At 36.3% G+C, this 20,425-nt stretch carries 22 protein-coding genes; all 22 read left to right on the top strand.

Going from position 1 to position 20,425, the window contains the following annotated elements:
* Positions 1 to 6 precede the first annotated feature (6 nt).
* The gene (locus AHA02nite_RS04730; protein WP_146814889.1) at positions 7 to 942 is read left to right on the top strand and encodes a D-alanine--D-alanine ligase family protein; all 936 of its coding nucleotides are present in this window, start codon (positions 7 to 9) and stop codon (positions 940 to 942) included.
* Positions 943 to 1,062: 120 nt separating this feature from the next.
* Positions 1,063 to 2,337, top strand: coding sequence for a Glu/Leu/Phe/Val family dehydrogenase (locus tag AHA02nite_RS04725; RefSeq protein ID WP_146814887.1), 1,275 nt, complete (start codon positions 1,063 to 1,065; stop codon positions 2,335 to 2,337).
* Positions 2,338 to 2,495: 158 nt separating this feature from the next.
* Positions 2,496 to 3,482 carry a YpdA family putative bacillithiol disulfide reductase gene (locus AHA02nite_RS04720; RefSeq protein ID WP_146814886.1) on the top strand — a complete coding sequence of 329 codons (987 nt, stop codon included), beginning with the start codon at positions 2,496 to 2,498 and terminating at the stop codon, positions 3,480 to 3,482.
* A gap of 5 nt (positions 3,483 to 3,487) precedes the next feature.
* The gene (locus AHA02nite_RS04715; protein WP_146814884.1) at positions 3,488 to 4,447 is read left to right on the top strand and encodes an asparaginase; all 960 of its coding nucleotides are present in this window, start codon (positions 3,488 to 3,490) and stop codon (positions 4,445 to 4,447) included.
* 171 nt (positions 4,448 to 4,618) lie between these two features.
* Positions 4,619 to 5,602, top strand: a complete 984-nt coding sequence (sleB, locus tag AHA02nite_RS04710; protein WP_246118817.1) for a spore cortex-lytic enzyme — start codon at positions 4,619 to 4,621, stop codon at positions 5,600 to 5,602.
* Between the two features lie 12 nt (positions 5,603 to 5,614).
* On the top strand, positions 5,615 to 6,955 hold the full coding sequence (ypeB, locus tag AHA02nite_RS04705) for a germination protein YpeB (RefSeq protein ID WP_146814881.1): 1,341 nt from the start codon (positions 5,615 to 5,617) through the stop codon (positions 6,953 to 6,955).
* Positions 6,956 to 7,057: 102 nt separating this feature from the next.
* A complete protein-coding gene (locus AHA02nite_RS04700) occupies positions 7,058 to 7,717 on the top strand; it encodes a flagellar brake protein (RefSeq protein WP_146814879.1) in 660 nt (219 codons plus the stop codon).
* Between the two features lie 39 nt (positions 7,718 to 7,756).
* The gene (gene cmk / locus AHA02nite_RS04695) at positions 7,757 to 8,431 is read left to right on the top strand and encodes a (d)CMP kinase (protein WP_146814877.1); all 675 of its coding nucleotides are present in this window, start codon (positions 7,757 to 7,759) and stop codon (positions 8,429 to 8,431) included.
* A gap of 3 nt (positions 8,432 to 8,434) precedes the next feature.
* Positions 8,435 to 9,016, top strand: coding sequence for a lysophospholipid acyltransferase family protein (locus AHA02nite_RS04690; protein WP_146814875.1), 582 nt, complete (start codon positions 8,435 to 8,437; stop codon positions 9,014 to 9,016).
* Between the two features lie 70 nt (positions 9,017 to 9,086).
* Positions 9,087 to 10,223, top strand: a complete 1,137-nt coding sequence (gene rpsA / locus AHA02nite_RS04685) for a 30S ribosomal protein S1 (protein WP_146814873.1) — start codon at positions 9,087 to 9,089, stop codon at positions 10,221 to 10,223.
* Between the two features lie 94 nt (positions 10,224 to 10,317).
* Entirely contained in the window at positions 10,318 to 11,628 is a 1,311-nt protein-coding gene (gene der, locus AHA02nite_RS04680) for a ribosome biogenesis GTPase Der (protein ID WP_146814871.1), read from the top strand.
* A gap of 14 nt (positions 11,629 to 11,642) precedes the next feature.
* Positions 11,643 to 12,662 (top strand): NAD(P)H-dependent glycerol-3-phosphate dehydrogenase, encoded by a 1,020-nt coding sequence (locus AHA02nite_RS04675; RefSeq protein WP_146814869.1) that lies wholly within the window; start codon positions 11,643 to 11,645, stop codon positions 12,660 to 12,662.
* Positions 12,663 to 12,743: 81 nt separating this feature from the next.
* Positions 12,744 to 13,007, top strand: a complete 264-nt coding sequence (locus AHA02nite_RS04670) for a stage VI sporulation protein F (protein WP_146814867.1) — start codon at positions 12,744 to 12,746, stop codon at positions 13,005 to 13,007.
* A 210-nt stretch (positions 13,008 to 13,217) separates the two neighbouring features.
* Positions 13,218 to 13,418: a DUF2768 domain-containing protein gene (locus AHA02nite_RS04665; protein ID WP_146814865.1), complete on the top strand. Its 201-nt coding sequence runs from the start codon at positions 13,218 to 13,220 to the stop codon at positions 13,416 to 13,418.
* Positions 13,419 to 13,435: 17 nt separating this feature from the next.
* Positions 13,436 to 14,158: a hypothetical protein gene (locus AHA02nite_RS04660; RefSeq protein ID WP_146814863.1), complete on the top strand. Its 723-nt coding sequence runs from the start codon at positions 13,436 to 13,438 to the stop codon at positions 14,156 to 14,158.
* A 153-nt stretch (positions 14,159 to 14,311) separates the two neighbouring features.
* Positions 14,312 to 15,790: a stage IV sporulation protein A gene (gene spoIVA, locus AHA02nite_RS04655; RefSeq protein ID WP_146814861.1), complete on the top strand. Its 1,479-nt coding sequence runs from the start codon at positions 14,312 to 14,314 to the stop codon at positions 15,788 to 15,790.
* A gap of 419 nt (positions 15,791 to 16,209) precedes the next feature.
* Positions 16,210 to 16,482 carry an HU family DNA-binding protein gene (locus AHA02nite_RS04650; protein WP_146814859.1) on the top strand — a complete coding sequence of 91 codons (273 nt, stop codon included), beginning with the start codon at positions 16,210 to 16,212 and terminating at the stop codon, positions 16,480 to 16,482.
* A 168-nt stretch (positions 16,483 to 16,650) separates the two neighbouring features.
* Complete coding sequence (locus tag AHA02nite_RS04645; protein ID WP_146814857.1) at positions 16,651 to 17,262, top strand: heptaprenyl diphosphate synthase component 1; 612 nt, start codon at positions 16,651 to 16,653, stop codon at positions 17,260 to 17,262.
* A gap of 78 nt (positions 17,263 to 17,340) precedes the next feature.
* Positions 17,341 to 18,045, top strand: a complete 705-nt coding sequence (locus AHA02nite_RS04640; protein WP_146814855.1) for a demethylmenaquinone methyltransferase — start codon at positions 17,341 to 17,343, stop codon at positions 18,043 to 18,045.
* Positions 18,046 to 18,066: 21 nt separating this feature from the next.
* Positions 18,067 to 19,032 (top strand): polyprenyl synthetase family protein, encoded by a 966-nt coding sequence (locus tag AHA02nite_RS04635; RefSeq protein ID WP_146814853.1) that lies wholly within the window; start codon positions 18,067 to 18,069, stop codon positions 19,030 to 19,032.
* A gap of 73 nt (positions 19,033 to 19,105) precedes the next feature.
* Positions 19,106 to 19,552: a nucleoside-diphosphate kinase gene (gene ndk / locus AHA02nite_RS04630; RefSeq protein ID WP_017185985.1), complete on the top strand. Its 447-nt coding sequence runs from the start codon at positions 19,106 to 19,108 to the stop codon at positions 19,550 to 19,552.
* Positions 19,553 to 20,012: 460 nt separating this feature from the next.
* Positions 20,013 to 20,213 (top strand): transposase, encoded by a 201-nt coding sequence (locus AHA02nite_RS15435; RefSeq protein ID WP_407642716.1) that lies wholly within the window; start codon positions 20,013 to 20,015, stop codon positions 20,211 to 20,213.
* The last annotated feature ends 212 nt before the right edge of the window (positions 20,214 to 20,425 follow it).

Raw genomic sequence — 20,425 nt, 5'->3', positions numbered from 1 at the left:
GAATACATGAAGATTGCAGTATTATATGGTGGGACATCTAAAGAACGCGAAGTTTCTCTATCGACAGGAAAGGGTATTATAAATGCACTAAAAGATTTAGATCATGATGTTTTAGCGATCGACTTTGACCCAAGCCAGTTAAACTCATTAATTGATCAAATTAAAGATGTGGACTTAGTATTTATTGGTTTACACGGCAAGCAAGGTGAAGATGGGGCAGTTCAAGGACTGTTAGATTTATTAGAAATTCCTTATGTAGGTTCTGGTGTTTTAGCTTCGTCACTCGCAATGGATAAATCAAAAGCAAAACAAGTGTTTGCTATGCATAATATCCCGGTTGCTAAAAGTAAAACATATCACTTTAAAGAAACGAGAACACAAGTATTTGAAGATATTAAGAGCAGTTTTGATTTACCATTTGTTGTTAAACCTAACCAAGAAGGTTCAACTTTAGGTCTAACAGTAATTGAGACGTGGGATCAATTAAGCGAAGCAATCCAAGTAGCTTTTACGCATGATTCTGACATAATCGTGGAAACATATGTGCAGGGAAGAGAACTGACTGTAGCTGTATTAGGAAATAATGGTGATGAACAAGCGTTGCCGGTAATCGAAATTGTTCCAAAAAGTAAATACTACGATTATGAGTCAAAGTATGCTGAAGGTGGAAGTGAGCATATCGTCCCAGCTGAAATTAGCGATGCTTTAACTGAGAAAATTTTAAATTACTCAAAAGTTGCTCATCAATCGCTAGGTTGCGAAACATATTCACGTGTAGATTTCATTTTAAATGAAAAGTTAGGACCAGTCATTTTAGAGGTTAACACGTTACCTGGTATGACGCAGACTAGTTTATATCCTGACGCTGCAAAAGCAGTTGGTTTAAGTTATGCAGAAATGATTCAACTATTTATCGATTTAACAGTAGAGAAATATAACTAATTTTTACGAAGTTTTTAGTAATTTTGCCTTGCAATAATATTGCATATTCCTGTTTAAGATGTATACTAATCATTGAAAGACATACTTAACATTGTTTGCATAGATATAGGAGGTAAACGAATGGTAGCCGAAAAGTCAGCAGATTCTCAAAACGAACAACCAAATGACATTCTAGTATCTACACAATCTGTAGTTAGAGATGCATTAAATCGATTGGGATATCCTGAAGAAGCTTATGAATTAATGAAGGAACCTGTAAGAATGATTACTGTTAGAATTCCAGTAAGGATGGATGACGGTAATATTAAAGTATTTACTGGTTATCGAGCTCAACACAATGACGCTGTAGGACCAACAAAAGGTGGTGTGCGCTTCCACCCAGATGTTACTGAGAAGGAAGTAAGAGCACTGTCAATTTGGATGACACTTAAGTCTGGTATCGTGGATTTACCATACGGTGGTGGTAAAGGCGGTATAATCTGTGATCCACGTGAAATGTCATTTAGAGAATTGGAAGCACTAAGTAGAGGTTATGTTAGAGCACTATCTCAAGTGGTAGGACCGACAAAAGATATCCCTGCTCCTGACGTGTTTACAAACTCTCAAATTATGGCTTGGATGATGGATGAATACAGCCGAATTGATGAATTTAATAGTCCTGGCTTTATTACAGGTAAACCAATTGTGTTAGGTGGTTCGCACGGTAGAGAATCTGCAACTGCAAAAGGTGTTACAATTTGTATTGAGGAAGCATGTAAAAAACGTGGAATTGACATCAAAGATGCACGTGTAATAGTGCAAGGATTCGGTAATGCCGGAAGCTTTTTAGCTAAATTTATGCACGATATGGGCGCGAAAGTTATTGCTATTTCAGATGCTGAAGGGGCACTACATGACCCTGAAGGTTTAGATATTGATTACTTATTAGACCGTCGTGACAGTTTTGGTACTGTTACTAACTTATTTGATGACACGATCTCAAATGAAGAAATGTTGGAGCTTGATACAGACATTTTAGTTCCAGCTGCAATCGAAAATCAAATTACAAAAGATAATGCTAACGACATTAAGGCTAAAATTGTTGTTGAAGCGGCAAACGGTCCAACAACTTTAGAAGCAACGAAAATTCTAACTGAAAGAGATATTTTAATCGTACCAGACGTACTTGCATCATCTGGTGGTGTAACTGTATCTTACTTTGAATGGGTCCAAAACAATCAAGGTTTTTACTGGAAAGAAGAAGAGGTTCAGGAGAAATTACGCGAGGTGTTAGTAAAAGCATTTAACAATGTATACACAACTGCTCAAAACCGACAAATTGATATGCGTTTAGCTGCATACATGGTTGGCGTACGTAAGATGACTGAAGCAGCTCGTTTTAGAGGATGGATTTAAACATCTTTAAGTTGAATATTGTAGTAAAATCTCCTATCATTATTAATTGGTAGGAGATTTATTTATTTTAAGTTCTGTAAATTTACTCACATAAAACGGTTTAACATAATAGAAGATGATTATGAATGTACTTAAGTTCTAATAGGAGTGTCAACAACATGCAAAGCGAGAAAGTAATTATAATTGGTGCAGGCCCATGTGGTATGTCAACCGGAATTGAGTTAAAACGAAAAGGTTTTGATCCACTCTTAATTGAAAAAGAAAATGTCGCGAATTCTTTATATCATTATCCGACACACCAAACTTTTTTTAGTTCGAGTGAAAAACTAGAGATTGGTCAAATACCGTTTATTTCAGAAAGACAAAAACCTGTAAGAAATGAAGCATTAACGTATTACCGTACAGTCGCACAGCGTACTGAATTAAGAATAAATACTTATGAACAAGTCATGAAATTAGAGAAGCAACAAAATAATGCATATACTTTGCAAACGAAAACAAAAAAAGGTGAAGAGAAAACGTATTACGCCAATTATGTAGTCATTGCAACAGGTTATTACGATAATCCAAATCGATTAAATGTAAAAGGGGAGTCATTGCCTCATGTTTATCATTACTTTAAAGAGGCCCACCCTTACTTTAATGAAAATGTCGTAGTTATAGGTGGCAAAAACTCAGCGGTTGATGCAGCGTTAGAGCTTGAAAAAGCAGGTGCTCATGTAACTGTACTATATCGAGGAAGTGATTATTCACCAAGCGTTAAACCATGGATCTTGCCGAACTTTGAGTCTTTAGTAAGGCATAAAAAAGTTCGAATGGAATTTGATGCTGAAGTTGATGAAATTACTACAGAATCTGTTCGGTATAGTGTTAAAGGCGAACAGAGGGAAGTAACTGCTAATTTTGTTTTTGCAATGATTGGTTACCACCCAAACCAACAGTTTCTTAAGTCAGTTGGTATTGAAATTGATCATGAAACAGGACGACCACAGTTCAGAGAACAGTCGATGGAGACAAACATTGACCACATTTATATATCAGGTGTTATTGCAGCAGGTTATAACAACAATGAGATTTTTATTGAGAATGGAAGACATCACGGAGAAAAAATTGCAAACGATATAGTAAATAAAGAAACTAGGTGAAGAATATGAGTAAAGTTGTACTAATTACAACAGGTGGTACTATAGCAAGTAAACCGAAACATCCAAGTGGAAAATTATCATCAGGAGCTATGACGGGTGAAGAACTTGCTGATTTATGTGAATTACCAGCTGAAATTGATATTCAAATTGATTCTGCCTTCCAAAAGCCAAGTATTCACTTAGATTCAAATGATTGGATCAAGTTAAAGCAGACAATTGAGTATCATTTTCAAGACCCTGAAGTATCAGGTGTTGTTGTAACACACGGTACAGACACAATTGAAGAAACCGCATACTTCTTAGATTTAACCGTTAATGATGAAAGACCTGTTGTTGTAACAGGTTCGCAAAGGTCAATTAGTGACTTAGGTAGTGATGTTTACATTAATTTAAGGCATGCCATATACTCTGCTTGTAGCTCTGATCTAAGAGGTATTGGAACTGTCGTTGTATTTAATGAAAGAATATTTACGGCTAAACATGTTAAAAAGGAACATGCTAGTAACATTCAAGGCTTTAATGCATTTGGGTTCGGCTATGTAGGAATTATTGATAACGATATCGTCCAAGTATATCAGAAACCAATAGGTAGAGAAGTTTATCCATTAGGAAGCTTTTTGCCTCGTGTTGATATAGTGAAATGTTACACTGATGGTGACGGAACTGTTATGGATAGTCTTGTTCAAGCTGGAACTAAAGGGATTATTTTAGAAGGTGTTGGTAGAGGGCAAGTTCCTCCCAAGATGATGCCAGCTATTAAAAATGCGATTCAACAAGGGGTCATTGTCGTCATTACGACAGCTTCTGAAGAGGGTGCTGTTTATCCGACTTATGATTATGAAGGTAGTGCATATGACTTAACGAACCATGGTGTGCTATTAGGTCATGACTATGATTGTAAAAAGGCTAGGGTAAAGTTAGCAGTACAGCTGTCGACTGGTCAACGTAATATTCAGTTTAATTAAAAAAATATAGAAAATATCTAGGCTAACAGATGGTAATTGTTTCTTCTGTTAGCCTTTTTTTATTTTCAAAGAATATTAACGGAAAAGATACAAAAAATAAGCAACAAGATTAGAGTCAGTAATTGAGGAGGATCAACATTGAGAAGGAAACATCAAATTAGCAAAATTATTATGATTTTAACGCTTTGTGTTGGAATAGTAGCATTTTTACCTGAAGAAACATCTGAAGGTTTTAGTGAACAGGTAATTCAAAAAGGAGCTACTGGTGATGATGTAGTAGAACTACAATCAAGGCTTCAGTATATCGGCTTTTATAATGGTCGAATAGATGGAGTTTATGGATGGGAGACTTATTGGGCAGTTCGAAATTTCCAAGATGAATTCGGTTTAGAAGAAGTAGATGGTTTAGTTGGTGAGAAGACAAAAGATATGCTTATTCGAGCATCCGAGTACGATGAACAATGGATTAGAGAGCAATTAAATCAAGGAAGAGATTTCACACATTATGGTGAACAAGGTCGACAAGCACCTGATGATTCTGGAGCACAACCACCATCAGGTGAAGGAGCACCAAGTCAGCCGCCAAGTGGAGAAGGGGCGCCAGGTGAAGGAGCACCAAGTCAACCACCTGCTGAAGAAGGTGCACCTGAACAAGCACCAGGACAAGAGGAACAAGCAGACCCAGGTGAGCAACCAGAAGGTCAAGAAGGAACTTTTGATGGTGATGTTCCTGAAGTACCAGAACAAGAAGAAGCACCTGAAGGCGAACAAGGTGAAGCTGTTAACGTGCCAGGCGGATTCTCACAAAATGATATTCAACTAATGGCACAAGCTGTTTATGCTGAAGGGCGTGGTGAGCCATATAATGGTCAAGTTGCTATTGCGGGTGTTATTTTAAACCGAATTGAAGACCCTGAATTTCCTGACACGATTTCAGGTATTATATTTGAGCCGCTAGCTTTTGAAGCAGTTGATGATGGTCAAATATATATGGAACCGGATGAGCAAGCGCGTGAAGCGGTGATGGATGCAATTAATGGTTGGGACCCATCAGGTGGTGCAACATACTATTTTAACCCAGATACTGCAACGTCAGACTGGATTTGGTCAAGGCCGCAAATTAAACGAATTGGTAAGCACATATTTATGAACTAGGAGGTTAGAAATATGGGTGCAGTTAGATGGATTATATACATTGTTCTATTAGTTGGATTAATCGGTGCCCTTGTTTGGGGGTATCAAGAACAACAAGAAAAAAATGCGGTACTAATTAAAGCGGAAAATAATTACCAACGTGCTTTCCATGATCTTTCGTACCGTGTGGATACTTTGAATGAGAAAATCGATACCGTGTTAGCGATGAATGCTCCAGATAATGTGTCACCACAGATGACAGATATTTGGAAAATTACGTCTGAAGCGAAGGCTGATGTATCTCAATTGCCTTTAACACTAGTACCATTTAATAAGACTGAACAGTTTTTAAACAATATTGGAGAGTTTGCCTATCGTGTCTCGATTAGAGGGTTGGATGATGACCCGTTATCTGACGACGAATTAAATACATTAAGCCAACTTCAAGATCAATCCAATGAAATTAGACGTGATTTAAGAACCATTCAACATGAAGTTTTATCAGACGGTGTTAGGTGGATGGATGTGGAAGTTATGTTAGCCACTAATGAACCGCGAGAAGACTCAATCATAAATGGTTTACAAACAGTTGAGAGAAATGCTGAAAGCTATGATACATTTGACGATTCAGTAGGACTTTCTGCAGCAGAACGTGGTGATCAAGAGGTTGAAATAGATGGTGAAGAACAAACTGAAGAAGATATACGGGAAATTATTAGAGACTATTTTGAGTTAGATAACGAGGCTGAGCTAGTTGTAACTGAAACTGGTGAAGGTTCAGTTATTCCGATGTATAACGCTTCGTTCGATACAGAAGACTTGCATGGCTATGCGGAAATAACTCGACAAGGCGGTCATGTTTTATCTTATCTTTTAAGTCGAGATCTTGATGAAGCGAATATAAGCTTACATGATGGAATGAATGAAGCACAACAATTATTAGAAGACCTTGATTTTGATGATGTGAAAATGGTTGAAAGTATACAATACGATAAAGTAGGGGTATATGAGTTTGTTCACGAGCAAGATGATATACTGTATTATCCTGATAGTATTCAAGTGAAAGTGGCATTAGATGAAGGAGACATAATAGGACTTACAGCAAAAGACTATGTGTTTAATGAGCAAACCAGAACAGGCCGTGATTTTGAAGCAACTTTATCTGAGGAAGAAGCAACTGAACACATTAATCAAAGTTTAGAGGTAAGGGAACAGAGATTAGCTGTTATAGAAAATGATTTAGGTGAAGAAGTGTTAGCATATGAAATCCTCGGCACAATAGATTCCACAACTTATCGTGTGTTTATTAACGCTGATGATGGTTTTGAGGAACGAGTAGAACGCTTGAAACAAAGTGAGGAAGTCTATAATTAAGATTTAATAGGAAAATTTAAGAAGGAAAAGGCAACTTAGCCTTTTCCTTTTTATAGTTTTTTGTCATAATAAAGTTAGCTCATACTAAAAGGGGTTAGTGAAATGATAACAGTAGGAATGAAGCTAACACTAGAAACAGTCAAAGGTGACCAAGTAGAAGAAAAGTTACATACAAAAGTCGTTGATTTGAATCGAAAAAGAATATATGCTGATTACCCTACAAACCAAAGTACAGGTAGAACCTTTTACTTTTTAGAAAATACTAAAGTGAGGGTTTCATTCATTAGTGATCATGATGTTGTTTATATGTATTACTCTGAAGTTAAAAGAAAGAAAAAAAAGGGAAGGAGTATGATTGAAATACCATTCCCAAAAACTGAAGAGTTAATAAAAGTCCAAAGGCGTGAATACGTAAGAATTGAAACAAATTTGGACGTGGCAGTATATCCATTGGATGAATCGAAAGAAGAATTAATTACACATACTTTAGATTTAAGTGGTGGTGGGTTAGCGGTTAGAAGTATGAAACAAACCTTTATGCCAAACGAAGAAGTTGACCTTATGCTAGTTCTACCATTTGAAGCAAATGATTACGTTTACTTAAGTGTTAAAGGACAAACCATACGCTATTCTCCTCTTAAAGAAGGAGAAGGCTATAAATTATCTATTCAATTTAATTCATTAGAAGAACACAAGAGAGAGACTATTATTAAATACTGTTTTGATCGACAATTAGAGCGACGAAGAAAACTAAAAATATAATTAAAACAGCTAAGAATGGCGATTACTGGAGGAATAGTTATGAGAGTAGCAATTGACGGACCAGCTGCAGCAGGGAAGAGTACTGTAGCAAAACAAATAGCAAAGAAATTAGATTATCTCTATATAGATACTGGTGCAATGTATAGGGCATTAACTTTAATAGCTTTACGAAATCAAGTTAATTTAGAAGATGAAGAAGCTCTAGCAGACTTAGCATCACAAATTAACATTTCCTTTAGACATAAAGAAGATGGGCAAGATGTTCTAATTGATGGTGATGATGTATCGGATGATATTCGCCAAAGCGATGTGACAAACAATGTATCAATCGTGGCTAAACATAAATTAGTTAGAGAACATATGGTTGAGATGCAAAGAAAGTTGGCAGATGAAGCCAATGTTGTTGTAGATGGTAGAGATATTGGGACGTATGTCCTTCCGAATGCAGAAGTGAAAATATTTTTAGTAGCCTCAGTTGAAGAACGCGCGATTAGACGTCATAAAGAAAATGTTGATCGTGGTATTTCGTCTGATTTAGAGCAATTGAAAGAAGAGATCGAAAGGCGTGACCAAATTGACTCACAAAGGGAAATGGCGCCGTTAACGAAAGCTGATGATGCCATAGAAATAGACACGACATCGAAGTCAATTGAAGAAGTAAAAGAGAGTATCCTTACAATCATTCAAGATCACTCTAGTTTTAAAGGAGTTTAAGTGATGTTTTATAAATTTGCTAAAGCAGTTGTTTATACGGTATTTAAATTTTTATTTAGAATTAAAATTTTTGGTAAGGAAAATGTACCGAAAGAAGGGCCAGTAATTATTTGTTCAAATCACATTTCAAATTATGACCCTCCCGTTGTTGGTATAACTTGTCCTAGAGACATAAACTTCATGGCAAAGGAAGAACTGTTTGAAAAGAAAGGTATTGGTTTCTTATTAAGAAATTTACAAGCTTTTCCGGTTAAACGGGGAATGCGTGACCGTAATGCTTTAAGAAATGGTTTAGGGCTTCTTGAAGATGGAGGTACTTTAGGATTGTTTCCTGAAGGGACCCGAAGTAAAGATGGACAACTTAAAAAAGGATTAGCGGGTGCTGGATTTTTTGCAATGCGTTCGAATGCTACTGTGATTCCTTGTGCTATTATTGGTACGTATGAAAGGTTTAAACCGTTAAAAGTTATTTATGGACCACCGATAGACTTCGAAACATTGAAGGAAGACAAACCATCCGCACAAGAAGTTACCGATGAAATTATGGAAAATATACAATCCCTAATAGATGAAAATAAAAAATGATGTTATGATTATTTTATTATAAGTTACATAGCTATTTTTTCTTTTTGAGGAAGAAGGAGGAAGAATTAAGATGACTGGACATGAAAATTTAAGTGAAAAAGTTTTAAATGTTGGTGATGAAGTAACAGCGACAGTTGTGAAGTTAGAGGAAAAACAAGTAGTTGTTAATATAGGTGCTAAATTTGATGGGATTATACCAATCTCTGAACTATCTCATTTGCATGTTGAGCATACAAATGAAGTGTTATCAGAAGGTGATGAGTTCCAAGCAATCGTTACTAAACTAGAAGATGAAGTCATTATCTTATCTAAAAAAGCAAAAGATCATAAAGTTGTATGGGAACAACTTCTTAAAGCATATGATAATGAAGAAGTGCTAGAGGCAACTGTAACAGAAGTCGTTGGAGCAGGCTTAATTGTAGACGTTGGTATAAGAGGATTTATTCCAGCATCACATATCGAGACTTTCTATGTTGATGATTTAGAAAAGTATAGAGGGAAACAATTATCGGTCAAAATCATTGAAATTAACGACGATCGAAATCGAGTGATTCTATCACATAAAGCAGTAGCTGAATCTGAACAAGATCGCAAAAAAGAAGAGCTGTTTAACCAGCTTGAAGTAGGAAATGTCGTTGAAGGCGTTGTACAACGAATCGCGTCTTTTGGTGTTTTCGTCGACCTTGGTGGTGTTGATGGGCTAGTTCATATTTCACAACTATCTCATGACCACATTGAGAAAGCAGAAGATGTTGTTGAAGTAGGCCAAACAGTTAAAGTGAAAGTGATTACTGTTGACCGTGATACAGAACGCATTGGTTTATCCATAAAAGATCTACAACCAGGACCGTGGGCAGGAATAGAAGAACAGCTTAACTCAGGTGATATTGTAGAAGGAACTGTTAAGCGACTAGTCAACTTTGGTGCATTTGTAGAAGTGCTTCCACAAGTAGAAGGTCTAGTTCACATTTCAGAGATTTCTAAAGACCATATTGGAACACCACAAGAAGTACTAGAGGTTGGTCAGACAGTTAAAGTGAAAGTACTAGATGTTAGTGAAAAAGAACAAAGAATATCTCTAAGTATAAAAGAAGTAGAAGAAGCAGAAGAAAGCAAAGAGATGGAAAAGTATCAAAAAGAAGATGACGAAAGTGCTTTCCAAATTGGAGACTTAATCGGTGATCAGTTAAAAGATTTTAATAAGTAATTAAAAGGGGTGGCTTTAAACGCCACTCTTTTTAATCGTATATTGAATATAGTTGGACACAATAAAAGTGAATAGTGCTTAAAGGATGATAAAGATGAGGAAATCAGTAGTAGCCATTGTAGGAAGGCCTAATGTAGGGAAGTCAACAATCTTCAACCGGTTAGTTGGAGAGAGAATCTCTATAGTAGAAGATGTACCAGGTGTAACACGAGATCGTATATATGCTGAAGCGGAATGGTTAAATAACACATTTAATGTAATTGATACAGGTGGTATTGATTTAAGTGATGAACCGTTGCTTGTTCAAATAAGGGAGCAAGCTGAAATTGCCATTAATGAGGCTGATGTCATTGTGTTCCTTGTAAACGGTCGAGAGGGAATTACAGCAGCGGACGAAGAAGTTGCTAAAATTCTTTTCAAATCAAGTAAACCAGTTGTATTAGCTGTTAACAAAATTGATAATTATGAGATGCAAGACTTATTATATGAGTATTACTCATTAGGTTTAGGTCAACCTATGCCGATTTCAGGTACACACGGCTTAGGGTTAGGTGACGTTTTAGATGAAGTCGTTAAACATTTCCCTACAGATGTCCAACAAGATGAAGATGATGAACGAATTTATTTTTCATTAATTGGGCGCCCTAACGTTGGTAAATCTTCACTAGTTAACGCTTTACTCGGCGAAGACCGTGTCATTGTTAGTGATGTTGAAGGTACGACGAAAGACGCAATCGATACTGAGTTTAAACGAGAAGGTGAAGAATTCACAATTATTGATACGGCAGGGATGAGAAAGCGCGGAAAAGTGTATGAATCAACTGAAAAGTATAGTGTTCTTAGAGCATTAAAAGCAATCGAACGCTCGGATGTAGTTTTAGTCGTAATCGATGCTGACACCGGTATAATAGAGCAAGACAAAAGAATTGCTGGCTATGCACATGAAGCTGGAAAGGCAATAGTTATTGTCGTTAATAAATGGGATACAGTTGACAGTTCACAAGATGCTATGAAGAAGTTTGAAGACGACATAAGAAAGCAATTTCAATTTTTATCGTATGCTCCAGTTGTATTCCTATCTGCAGCAACGACAAAAAGGATTCATACATTGATCCCAAGAATAATCCAATCTAGTGAAAACCATTCAAAACGAGTGAAAACAAACTTACTTAATGAAGTAATCGAAGACTCGCTAGCCATTAATCCAACACCTTCTATTAAAGGACAAAAACTTAAAATATTATACACGACTCAAGTAGCAACAAAACCGCCAACATTTGTTGTATTTGTTAATGACCCTAGTTTAATGCATTTTACTTACGAAAGGTTTTTAGAAAATCGTATTCGTGAAGCATTTGGATTTGATGGAACACCGATAAAAATTTATGCGAGACAAAGATCTTAAAATGAGGTGAAAGTATGGGGAAAGTAGCTGTATTAGGTGCTGGAAGTTGGGGCACGGCATTATCAATAGTTTTAGCCGATAATGATCTTGAAGTTGCTCTATGGTCACACCGCGAAGAACAAGTTGAACAAATAAACAATGATCGTGAAAATAAACAATACTTAGAAGGCATTCAGTTAAATCAATTAATTCATGCTGATACTAATTTGGAAAAGGTTGTAAAAGATGCTGATGCTATTCTGTTTGTAGTACCAACTAAAGCAATTAGACAAGTGTGTCAACAAGTCAAACCTTTTGTAACAAGTGAACAAACCATTATTCATGCCTCAAAAGGGATTGAACCTGAAACTAATAAACGTATTTCTGAAATGATGGCCGAAGAATTAGGTCCTGAAATAGGTAAAGGAATCGTTGTGTTAAGTGGGCCAAGCCATGCTGAAGAAGTTGGGAGAAGACAACCAACAACTGTTACAGTATCATCGCTCCAAATTGATCAAGCTATTATTGTTCAAGATTTATTTATGAATGAGAACTTTAGAGTGTATACGAACGAAGATCTTGTAGGTGTTGAGATTGGTGGAGCATTAAAGAATATTATTGCATTAGGTGCAGGGATATCTGACGGCTTAGGTTATGGTGATAATGCTAAAGCTGCATTAATTACAAGAGGCTTAGCAGAAATTGCTCGTTTAGGAAAACACTTAGATGCAAATCCACTTACATTTGCTGGTTTAACAGGTGTAGGTGATTTAATCGTGACTTGTACAAGCCAACATAGCCGAAACTGGCGTGCAGGCAATATGCTTGGTAAAGGCTACAAGCTTGATGATGTATTAGATCAAATGGGAATGGTCGTTGAAGGTGTACGTACGACGAAAGCTGCGTATCAAATGTCTAAAAAGCTAGAAGTGAATATGCCAATTACAGAAGGGCTCTATGAACTAGTTGTGAATGATAAACCAGCTAAAGACGTTGTCGATGATTTAATGAACCGTAGCAAAGCGGATGAGCTTGAGCAAATTTCTAATGGATAGTCTAATTCATCACGTTTAAAATAGAACAACTTCCTTTAGAATGCATATATTATTACGAATGCATACTGAAGGAGGATCAACATGAGTCAAGACTTTCAACAGTCAATTTTTGAGCACTTGAATAAGAAAGCCAATATATCGCCTGAAGAAATTGTCCAAGTGGCACAATCCGTTCAAAATGCCGATTTCTCGGATGAAAGAACTGTACGTAGGCTAGTTAAACAATTAGCAAGAATGGCAAATAAACCGATGAGTCAACAAAAGGAAGACCAACTAGTAGAGATGATTGTTAAAAAGAGTGATTCAATAGATTACTCAACGTTACAACAGATTTTCAAAAAATAGTTATAATTTGGGCAAGAGGACTTGGCATAACTATGCTAAAATTCATATGATGAAATGTAATAGAATTTTGAGCTACTTTTGAGGAAGTTAGTCATAAAAAAAGAGGTGTATGCCCCTACACCTCTTTTAACTATGTTTGGACAAGCATAAGCTAGCTATTTCGTGTTATAATTTTAATGGTTTTAAACTGTGCGAAAGGAAGGCATCCCTATGTCAGAACCAATGTTAAGAATGTACATATCATTTGTCGGTATGATTCTATTATTTGTGGCAACTGGTCTAATACTGTTAGCAAGACATAAGTTAACAGGAGTTGTTAGTGGAGTTGTTGCAGCCATCGCCTATATTTGTATGTTAGTTGGCGGTTTTATAATCTTGTACATCGTGTTTAGCGGGCCTACCCCGCCGTAGAAGGAGGCGAGTACACCATGAATTTAAAAATGATAACTTTATTAACTTTTACCGTATTATTATCTGGTTGTTTGTACCCAAATGAACGTATGCAAGAAAATCAGGCTACAAACGATGAACAATTAGCGGCTGTGCAACAAGCAGTGGAGGAGTTTAGTGAACGTAATAATGGAATTTTACCCATCCATACACGAGATCAAGACACACCATTGTTTATTAAGTACCCGGTCAATTTTAATTCTCTAAAAGAAGAAAATATTCTTGGTGAAACACCAGGAAATGCTTACGAACAAGGTGGCTATTACTCATATGTTATTGTAGATCCGCGAGAAGAGCCAACAGTACAAGTTTCAGATGTACGGGTAACGCAAACGTTAAGTTCAATTAATTATGAAATTAATATTTATCGTAATAATGCAGGTAACCCTCCATATGGTGAGTCGCTAGGAAATGGTTTATTTACGATCAATGAAGACCGCGTCAACTTAAGAGACGAACCTAATGTCACTAGCCCATATACTGGACAAGATCTTGATGTCGTCATGACAACACAAGGTGAAGCTGTCGTAGATTATCGACCTGATGTTTATCAATTAATGGAAAGTGAAGATATCGATGAATATGATGGGGACTTACGGTATTTACTAATCGAACATTATCCAATTGTCCCTGCGTTTTCTCCTGAAATGTATCTAGAAGATGGGCAAATTGTTCTAAAAGAAGGCATAGTAACTGAATAAAGTTTCATAAGGTTAAATAGAGATTCTATTATTATTTTTTAGAATCTCTATTTTTTTATATTTTTAAGTCATATTTGATTAGGACAACGACATAAATTAGTAGTGCCAAATCATAACAAGTGGTCGATAAATGGATCAGGTCGGAGGGATAAAATGGAAAAGTTTAACGTGTTTCATGACATATCGAGACGGACTAACGGGGACATTTATTTAGGAGTAGTTGGAGCAGTGAGAACAGGTAAATCAACGTTTATCAAGCGCTTTATGGATCTCGTTGTTTTACCAAACATCGTTGATGAACAGGAAAGAGAAAGAGCAAAGGATGAACTTCCTCAAAGCGCTGCAGGTCGAACAATTATGACAACTGAGCCTAAATTCATTCCGAATCAAGCTGTAGAAGTAGCAGTTGAAGAAGGATTAGATGTTCGCGTACGTTTAGTCGATTGTGTCGGGTATACTGTTACTGGTGCTCAAGGTTTCGAAGATGAAAACGGACCAAGAATGATTCATACTCCATGGTATGAAGAAGCAATCCCATTCCATGATGCAGCGGAAATGGGTACAAGAAAAGTAATTCAAGAACATTCAACAATTGGGATCGTTGTAACAACTGATGGTTCATTCGGTGATATCCCAAGAGAAGATTACGTAGAAGCTGAAAAGCAAGTTGTAGATGAATTGAAAGAAGTTGGTAAACCATTCATCATGGTTTTAAACTCTAGCCAACCGCATTCACCTGAAGCAAACATACTAAGAGAAGAACTTGCAGAAGAACACGATATTCCAGTATTACCGGTGTCAGTTGAAAACCTTCACGAAGATGACGTTAATAACATTTTACGTGAAGCCTTATATGAGTTCCCTGTACTTGAAGTCAATGTTAATTTACCAAGTTGGGTAATGTCATTAAAAGAAGATCATTGGCTGCGAAGACAGTTTCAGGAAGCGATTCAAGACACAGTCCAAAACATTAAGCGTTTAAGAGATGTGGATCGTGTTGTAGGCGAATTCCATGATTATGAATTCATTACTGAAGCGCGAATGGCTGGAATGGAAATGGGCGAAGGTGTTGCAGAAATTGATTTACACGCATCAGATGAGTTATACGATCAAGTGTTAAATGAAATTGTAGGAGAAGAAATTAGAGGCAAAGACCACTTGTTAGAGCTTTTACAAGATTATACTGATGCTAAAAGAGAGTATGATCAAGTATCTGATGCACTATCGATGGTAAAACAAACAGGCTATGGAATTGCTAGTCCTTCACTGGAAGATATGCGTTTAGAAGAACCTGAAATTATTAGGCAAGGTTCACGATTTGGAGTAAGGTTAAAAGCAGTAGCTCCTTCAATTCATATGATCAAAGTTGATGTAGAATCAGAGTTCGCACCGATTATTGGTACTGAGAAGCAAAGTGAAGAACTTGTGAGGTACTTAATGCAAGACTTTGAAGAAGATCCTTTATCAATTTGGAAGTCTGATATTTTTGGCCGCTCATTAAGTTCAATTGTTAGAGAAGGTATCCATGCTAAATTAACATTAATGCCAGAGCATGCTCGATACAAGTTGAAAGATACTTTAGAGCGTATCATTAATGAAGGTAGCGGTGGTTTAATCGCTATAATTTTATAAAAATTTCCTTAAAAAACGAGTGACCTAATGTGTCACTCGTTTTTTTGTTGTCAACTTTAATTTGTAATAGATGTAATTTAATGTATTGCAAAAGTAGTCAAAAATACCTAAAAAAAACGAAAAAACGTTGATTTGGTGCAATTTCGTGTTGAAACAGCTCAAAGCATGTGATAATATGCAGTTACATCAACTAGAAAAATATGCTACTGATGAATCAAAATGCTACTAAACACTGATAGAATGCGTATTTGTTGCATTTTCTATGTATCTTTGTTTAAATCTTGGTAACAATGTTAGTAGTTTGAATGTTTGAAACTTGCAACAATTTAGTCATCTCTGTGATTAACTTTTGCTTTGAAGTTAATTAGCCTAAAAGTAAAAGTTAAATGATATTTATCCTTTTAAAGGAGGTGAAAAACATGAACAAGACAGATCTAGTCAATGCAGTATCTGAAAACGCTGACCTTTCAAAGAAGGATGCTTCAAAAGCTGTAGATTCAGTATTCGAAGCAATCACTGATTCTTTAACAAAATCTGAAAAAGTACAACTTATCGGATTTGGTAACTTTGAGGTACGTGAGCGTTCTGCACGTAAAGGACGTAACCCTCAAACTGGTCAAGAGATTGATATTCCTGCAAGCAAAGTACCTGCGTTTAAACCAGGTAAAGCCCTTAAAGATGCAGTTAAATAATTGATACATAGGGCAGTTAAAAGAGGGGGACAACCCCTCTTTTTTTAATGTGACTTCTACGTTACGAATTTTTAGCTCAGTAGATTAGATAAAATAGAGGAAAAGTGCTAAAATACATAACAGGAGAGATATTAAACCTAATTAGTTAGGTTAAAAAGGTGATTAATTATGCAATCGCATTTTGAAAATATAAACGACGTCAAAAGTGAGTTTCTGAAACGGTATAAGCACCCTTATATTGATGAAGCCTTGTATGACCAAGTATTTGTTGAAGATTATATGTGGTATATATATAAGCTTGTTGATCAAAAAGACCATATTATTGCAGACGCACTAGTCAACATGCAAGTATCGCTAAACGTTCATGACATAGTTGATCAACATTTTAACGAGAGTAGTTCTCAAGAAGAATTAAAAGATAACCAACTTAAAGTATTATTAGGGGATTATCACAGTAGTTTATTTTATAAACTACTTTCTAATGCAGAATTAACGAATGCTCTCTATCATTTTTTACCGTACATAAAAAAGATTAATGAATATAAAGTAGACTTATTACATAAACAATTCACACCTAAAGAGTGGGTTGAGCAAGTAATTAACGTTTATTCACACTTGTTTAACGGAATAGCGCATTATTATGAAATCGAAAGTTATGAAGATCAGTGGCTACCCGAAATACAAAGTAAAATATTAAGCCTTCATAATTATTTGCCGTGGTTTACTCAGTTAATTAATAACCAACAAAATGAGATTAAACAAGTCATTGAACAACGTTAAATTTTTAATTATAGAATAACGTATTTTGATCAACCAAATATATTTATTATAAATGCGTTAGTAGGAGTAGAGAAATAGATGGACCCAAATACAAAATCAGAGAAAGTACATAATGTCTTCGAGAAAATATATAAAAGGTATGACCGGATGAACTCCATTATCTCGTTTCAACGTCATAAAGCTTGGCGCAAAAGTGTGATGAAACAGATGAACGTTGAAAAGGGCTCACACTGCTTAGACGTTTGTTGTGGTACAGGGGACTGGACTTTAGCGTTAGCTGATGCTGTAGGACCTGAGGGCAACGTTGCAGGACTAGACTTTAGTCAAAATATGTTGTCAGTAGGGGAAGAAAAGAAACAAGAACAAAGTGCGAATCAAGTCACGTTCGTACACGGCGATGCAATGTCTCTACCGTATGAAGACAATAGTTTTGACTATGTAACAATCGGGTTTGGTTTAAGAAATGTTCCAGACTATATGCAAGTGTTAAAGGAAATGTACCGTGTCGTTAAACCAGGTGGCCAAGTAGTCTGTCTAGAAACTTCACAGCCCACACTTCCTGTTTTCAAGCAATTATACTTCTTTTACTTTAAACATATAATGCCGTTGTTTGGTAAGTTGTTCGCTAAAAGCTATGAAGAATATGCATGGTTACATGAATCAACGAAAAACTTCCCTGGCAAAAACAAACTTAAATCCATGTTCTTTGAAGCAGGGTTTGACGATGTGAAAGTTAAGAGCTTCGCTTTAGGAGCAGCGGCTATGCATTTGGGAAAAAAGTAAACTTTTAAAAAGGTGAATTTGATGAAGTTGGCAACCACTATTAAATACATGAACGACGATATAACTGAAATCGAGAATAAAATGAAACAAATCACTGGTAAAGAGCATTCGATGATTTCAACTGCTTCAAATCATCTTCTCCAAGCTGGTGGTAAACGGATTAGGCCGATTTTTGTCTTGTTATCGTCGCAATTTGGTCAATCGGATACAAAGCAGGCAATTAATGTAGCTGTTGCTTTAGAGCTAATTCATATGGCTTCATTAGTGCATGATGATGTCATTGATTTTGCAGACACAAGAAGAGGTCATCCGACTGTTAATTATAAATGGGATAATTTAACGGCTATGTATACAGGTGATTTCCTCTTTGCTAGAACATTAGAGTTAGTTAAAGGGCAAAATGAACAACAAATACATGATGTCTTGTCTGACACAATCCACCAAGTGTGTATAGGTGAGATTGAGCAATTGAGAGACAAATATGATATCGACCAAAGTTTATTTAATTACTTTAGAAGAATAAAGCGTAAAACAGCCTTATTAATTGCTACTAGTACAAGGTTAGGTGCTATAGCCGCTAATAGTGAACCAGAAGTCGTTGAACGTTTAGGTTTATATGGATATTACATAGGTATGTCTTATCAAATTATTGATGATATTTTAGATTTTACATCGAATGAAAAAGATCTAGGAAAGCCTGTTGGAAGTGACTTATTAAACGGTAACTTAACCTTGCCTACAATTTTAGCGTTTAATGACAAAACTATTTACAATCATGTTGAGCAATTTTTCAATAACCCTAAAGACATAACAAAAGCAGAGCTCGCTATTAAACAAATTAGAGAGTCGAATGCTATCGAAGAATCGTTCCAATATAGTCAGACCTACTTAAGGAAAGCGCTGCAACAGTTGGATGATCTACCTAATACAAAACCAAAACGGACATTGCAAAAAATTGCTGGCTATTTAGGAAAACGTAAATTTTAAAATTGTATTTTATCTTAAAATTTGATAAACTTTTTACGGTTTGAAACAAAATAATCTAAGAGGTGACAAGACAATGGAAAGAACTTTTATTATGGTTAAACCAGACGGTGTACAAAGAAACTTAGTAGGTGAAATCGTATCTCGCTTCGAACAAAAAGGTTTCAAGCTTGTTGGCGCTAAACTAATGCAAATCCCTAATGAATTAGCGGAAGAGCATTACGGTGAGCATAAAGACAAGCCTTTCTTCGGTGAGTTAACAAGCTTTATTACTTCTGGACCTGTATTTGCAATGGTTTGGGAAGGTGAAAATGTTATTACAACGGCACGTAAAATGATGGGTGCTACTAACCCTGCAGAATCAGATATCGGCACAATTCGTGGTGACTATGGTTTAACAGTTGGTAAAAACGTCATTCACGGTTCTGATTCACCTGAGTCAGCTGAACGTGAAATCGGTCTTTTCTTTAGCGAAGGTGGACAAGTTGACTACACTAAAGATGCTGATCAGTGGATTTACTAAAATAAAAAATTAATTGTTTGTACTTAACAAGTTCTAACCAATCGTGATCTTCATTGACACGATTGGTTTTCTTTTTGTCCTAAAATAAATTTTTCATTTGTAATTTCGGCTCTGGTTTGTAACTCGCTATCGGCGGACGCTTGCCGTGGGCACGGCTTCAGCTAACTGGGGAAAGAAATACGCTTTCCCCAGTGGATCTTCAGCTCGTGCTGTTCCCATGACGACCTGGATGGTCTAATGTCGGCGTTGGACACAGGACGTGGCCGCTTTTAGCCGACCTGGCGTCGCCGCCTATCGCTCGTTACATTCTCACCTGTATAAAAAGGTGAGGTTGAACATTACATTCAAAACAAAAAATACACTCTCTTGTTATACTAAAAGCTTATGACTTTAAGAATGAAGTGAACCAATGGTTCAAAACGAGTGATCAAATGACAGTCAAACAAGGGCTTAGAAAAGTGTGTTTGGTACCATTTCATTCTGTAGGAAGGATGTTTCAACGTTGGCGAAAGAAATTATGCACTCTTTTATGTATCCATATAGTAATGCAGAAGGGATTAATAATACTATTAAGATATTGAAGCGTATATCATGTGGTATAAAATCATATGAAAGAATATGTCGAAAGGTTTATGGCATTAATTGGTGCTACAATCATTGAATATAGCATTTGTAACAGAATAAAAAAGTGATAGGACAGGATTGATTAACATAAAAGTACATATTCACATTTGGGTTATGTGATCTTTACTAAGCGGAATCAAAATGCGTAGACTCCTGCGGGAACAGCACGAGTCTCGAGACCCCACAGGCTCCGTTCTTTGGGCCGAGGAGGCTCGAGCCGTGCCCGCGGAAAGCGAAGCATTTTGATGG

This window comes from Alkalibacillus haloalkaliphilus (assembly GCF_007991275.1).
Classification (GTDB): Bacteria; Bacillota; Bacilli; order Bacillales; family Alkalibacillaceae; genus Alkalibacillus; species Alkalibacillus haloalkaliphilus.
The sequence above is the reverse complement of the archived record's forward strand: the minus strand, read 5'-3'. Positions and strand labels throughout refer to the sequence as shown.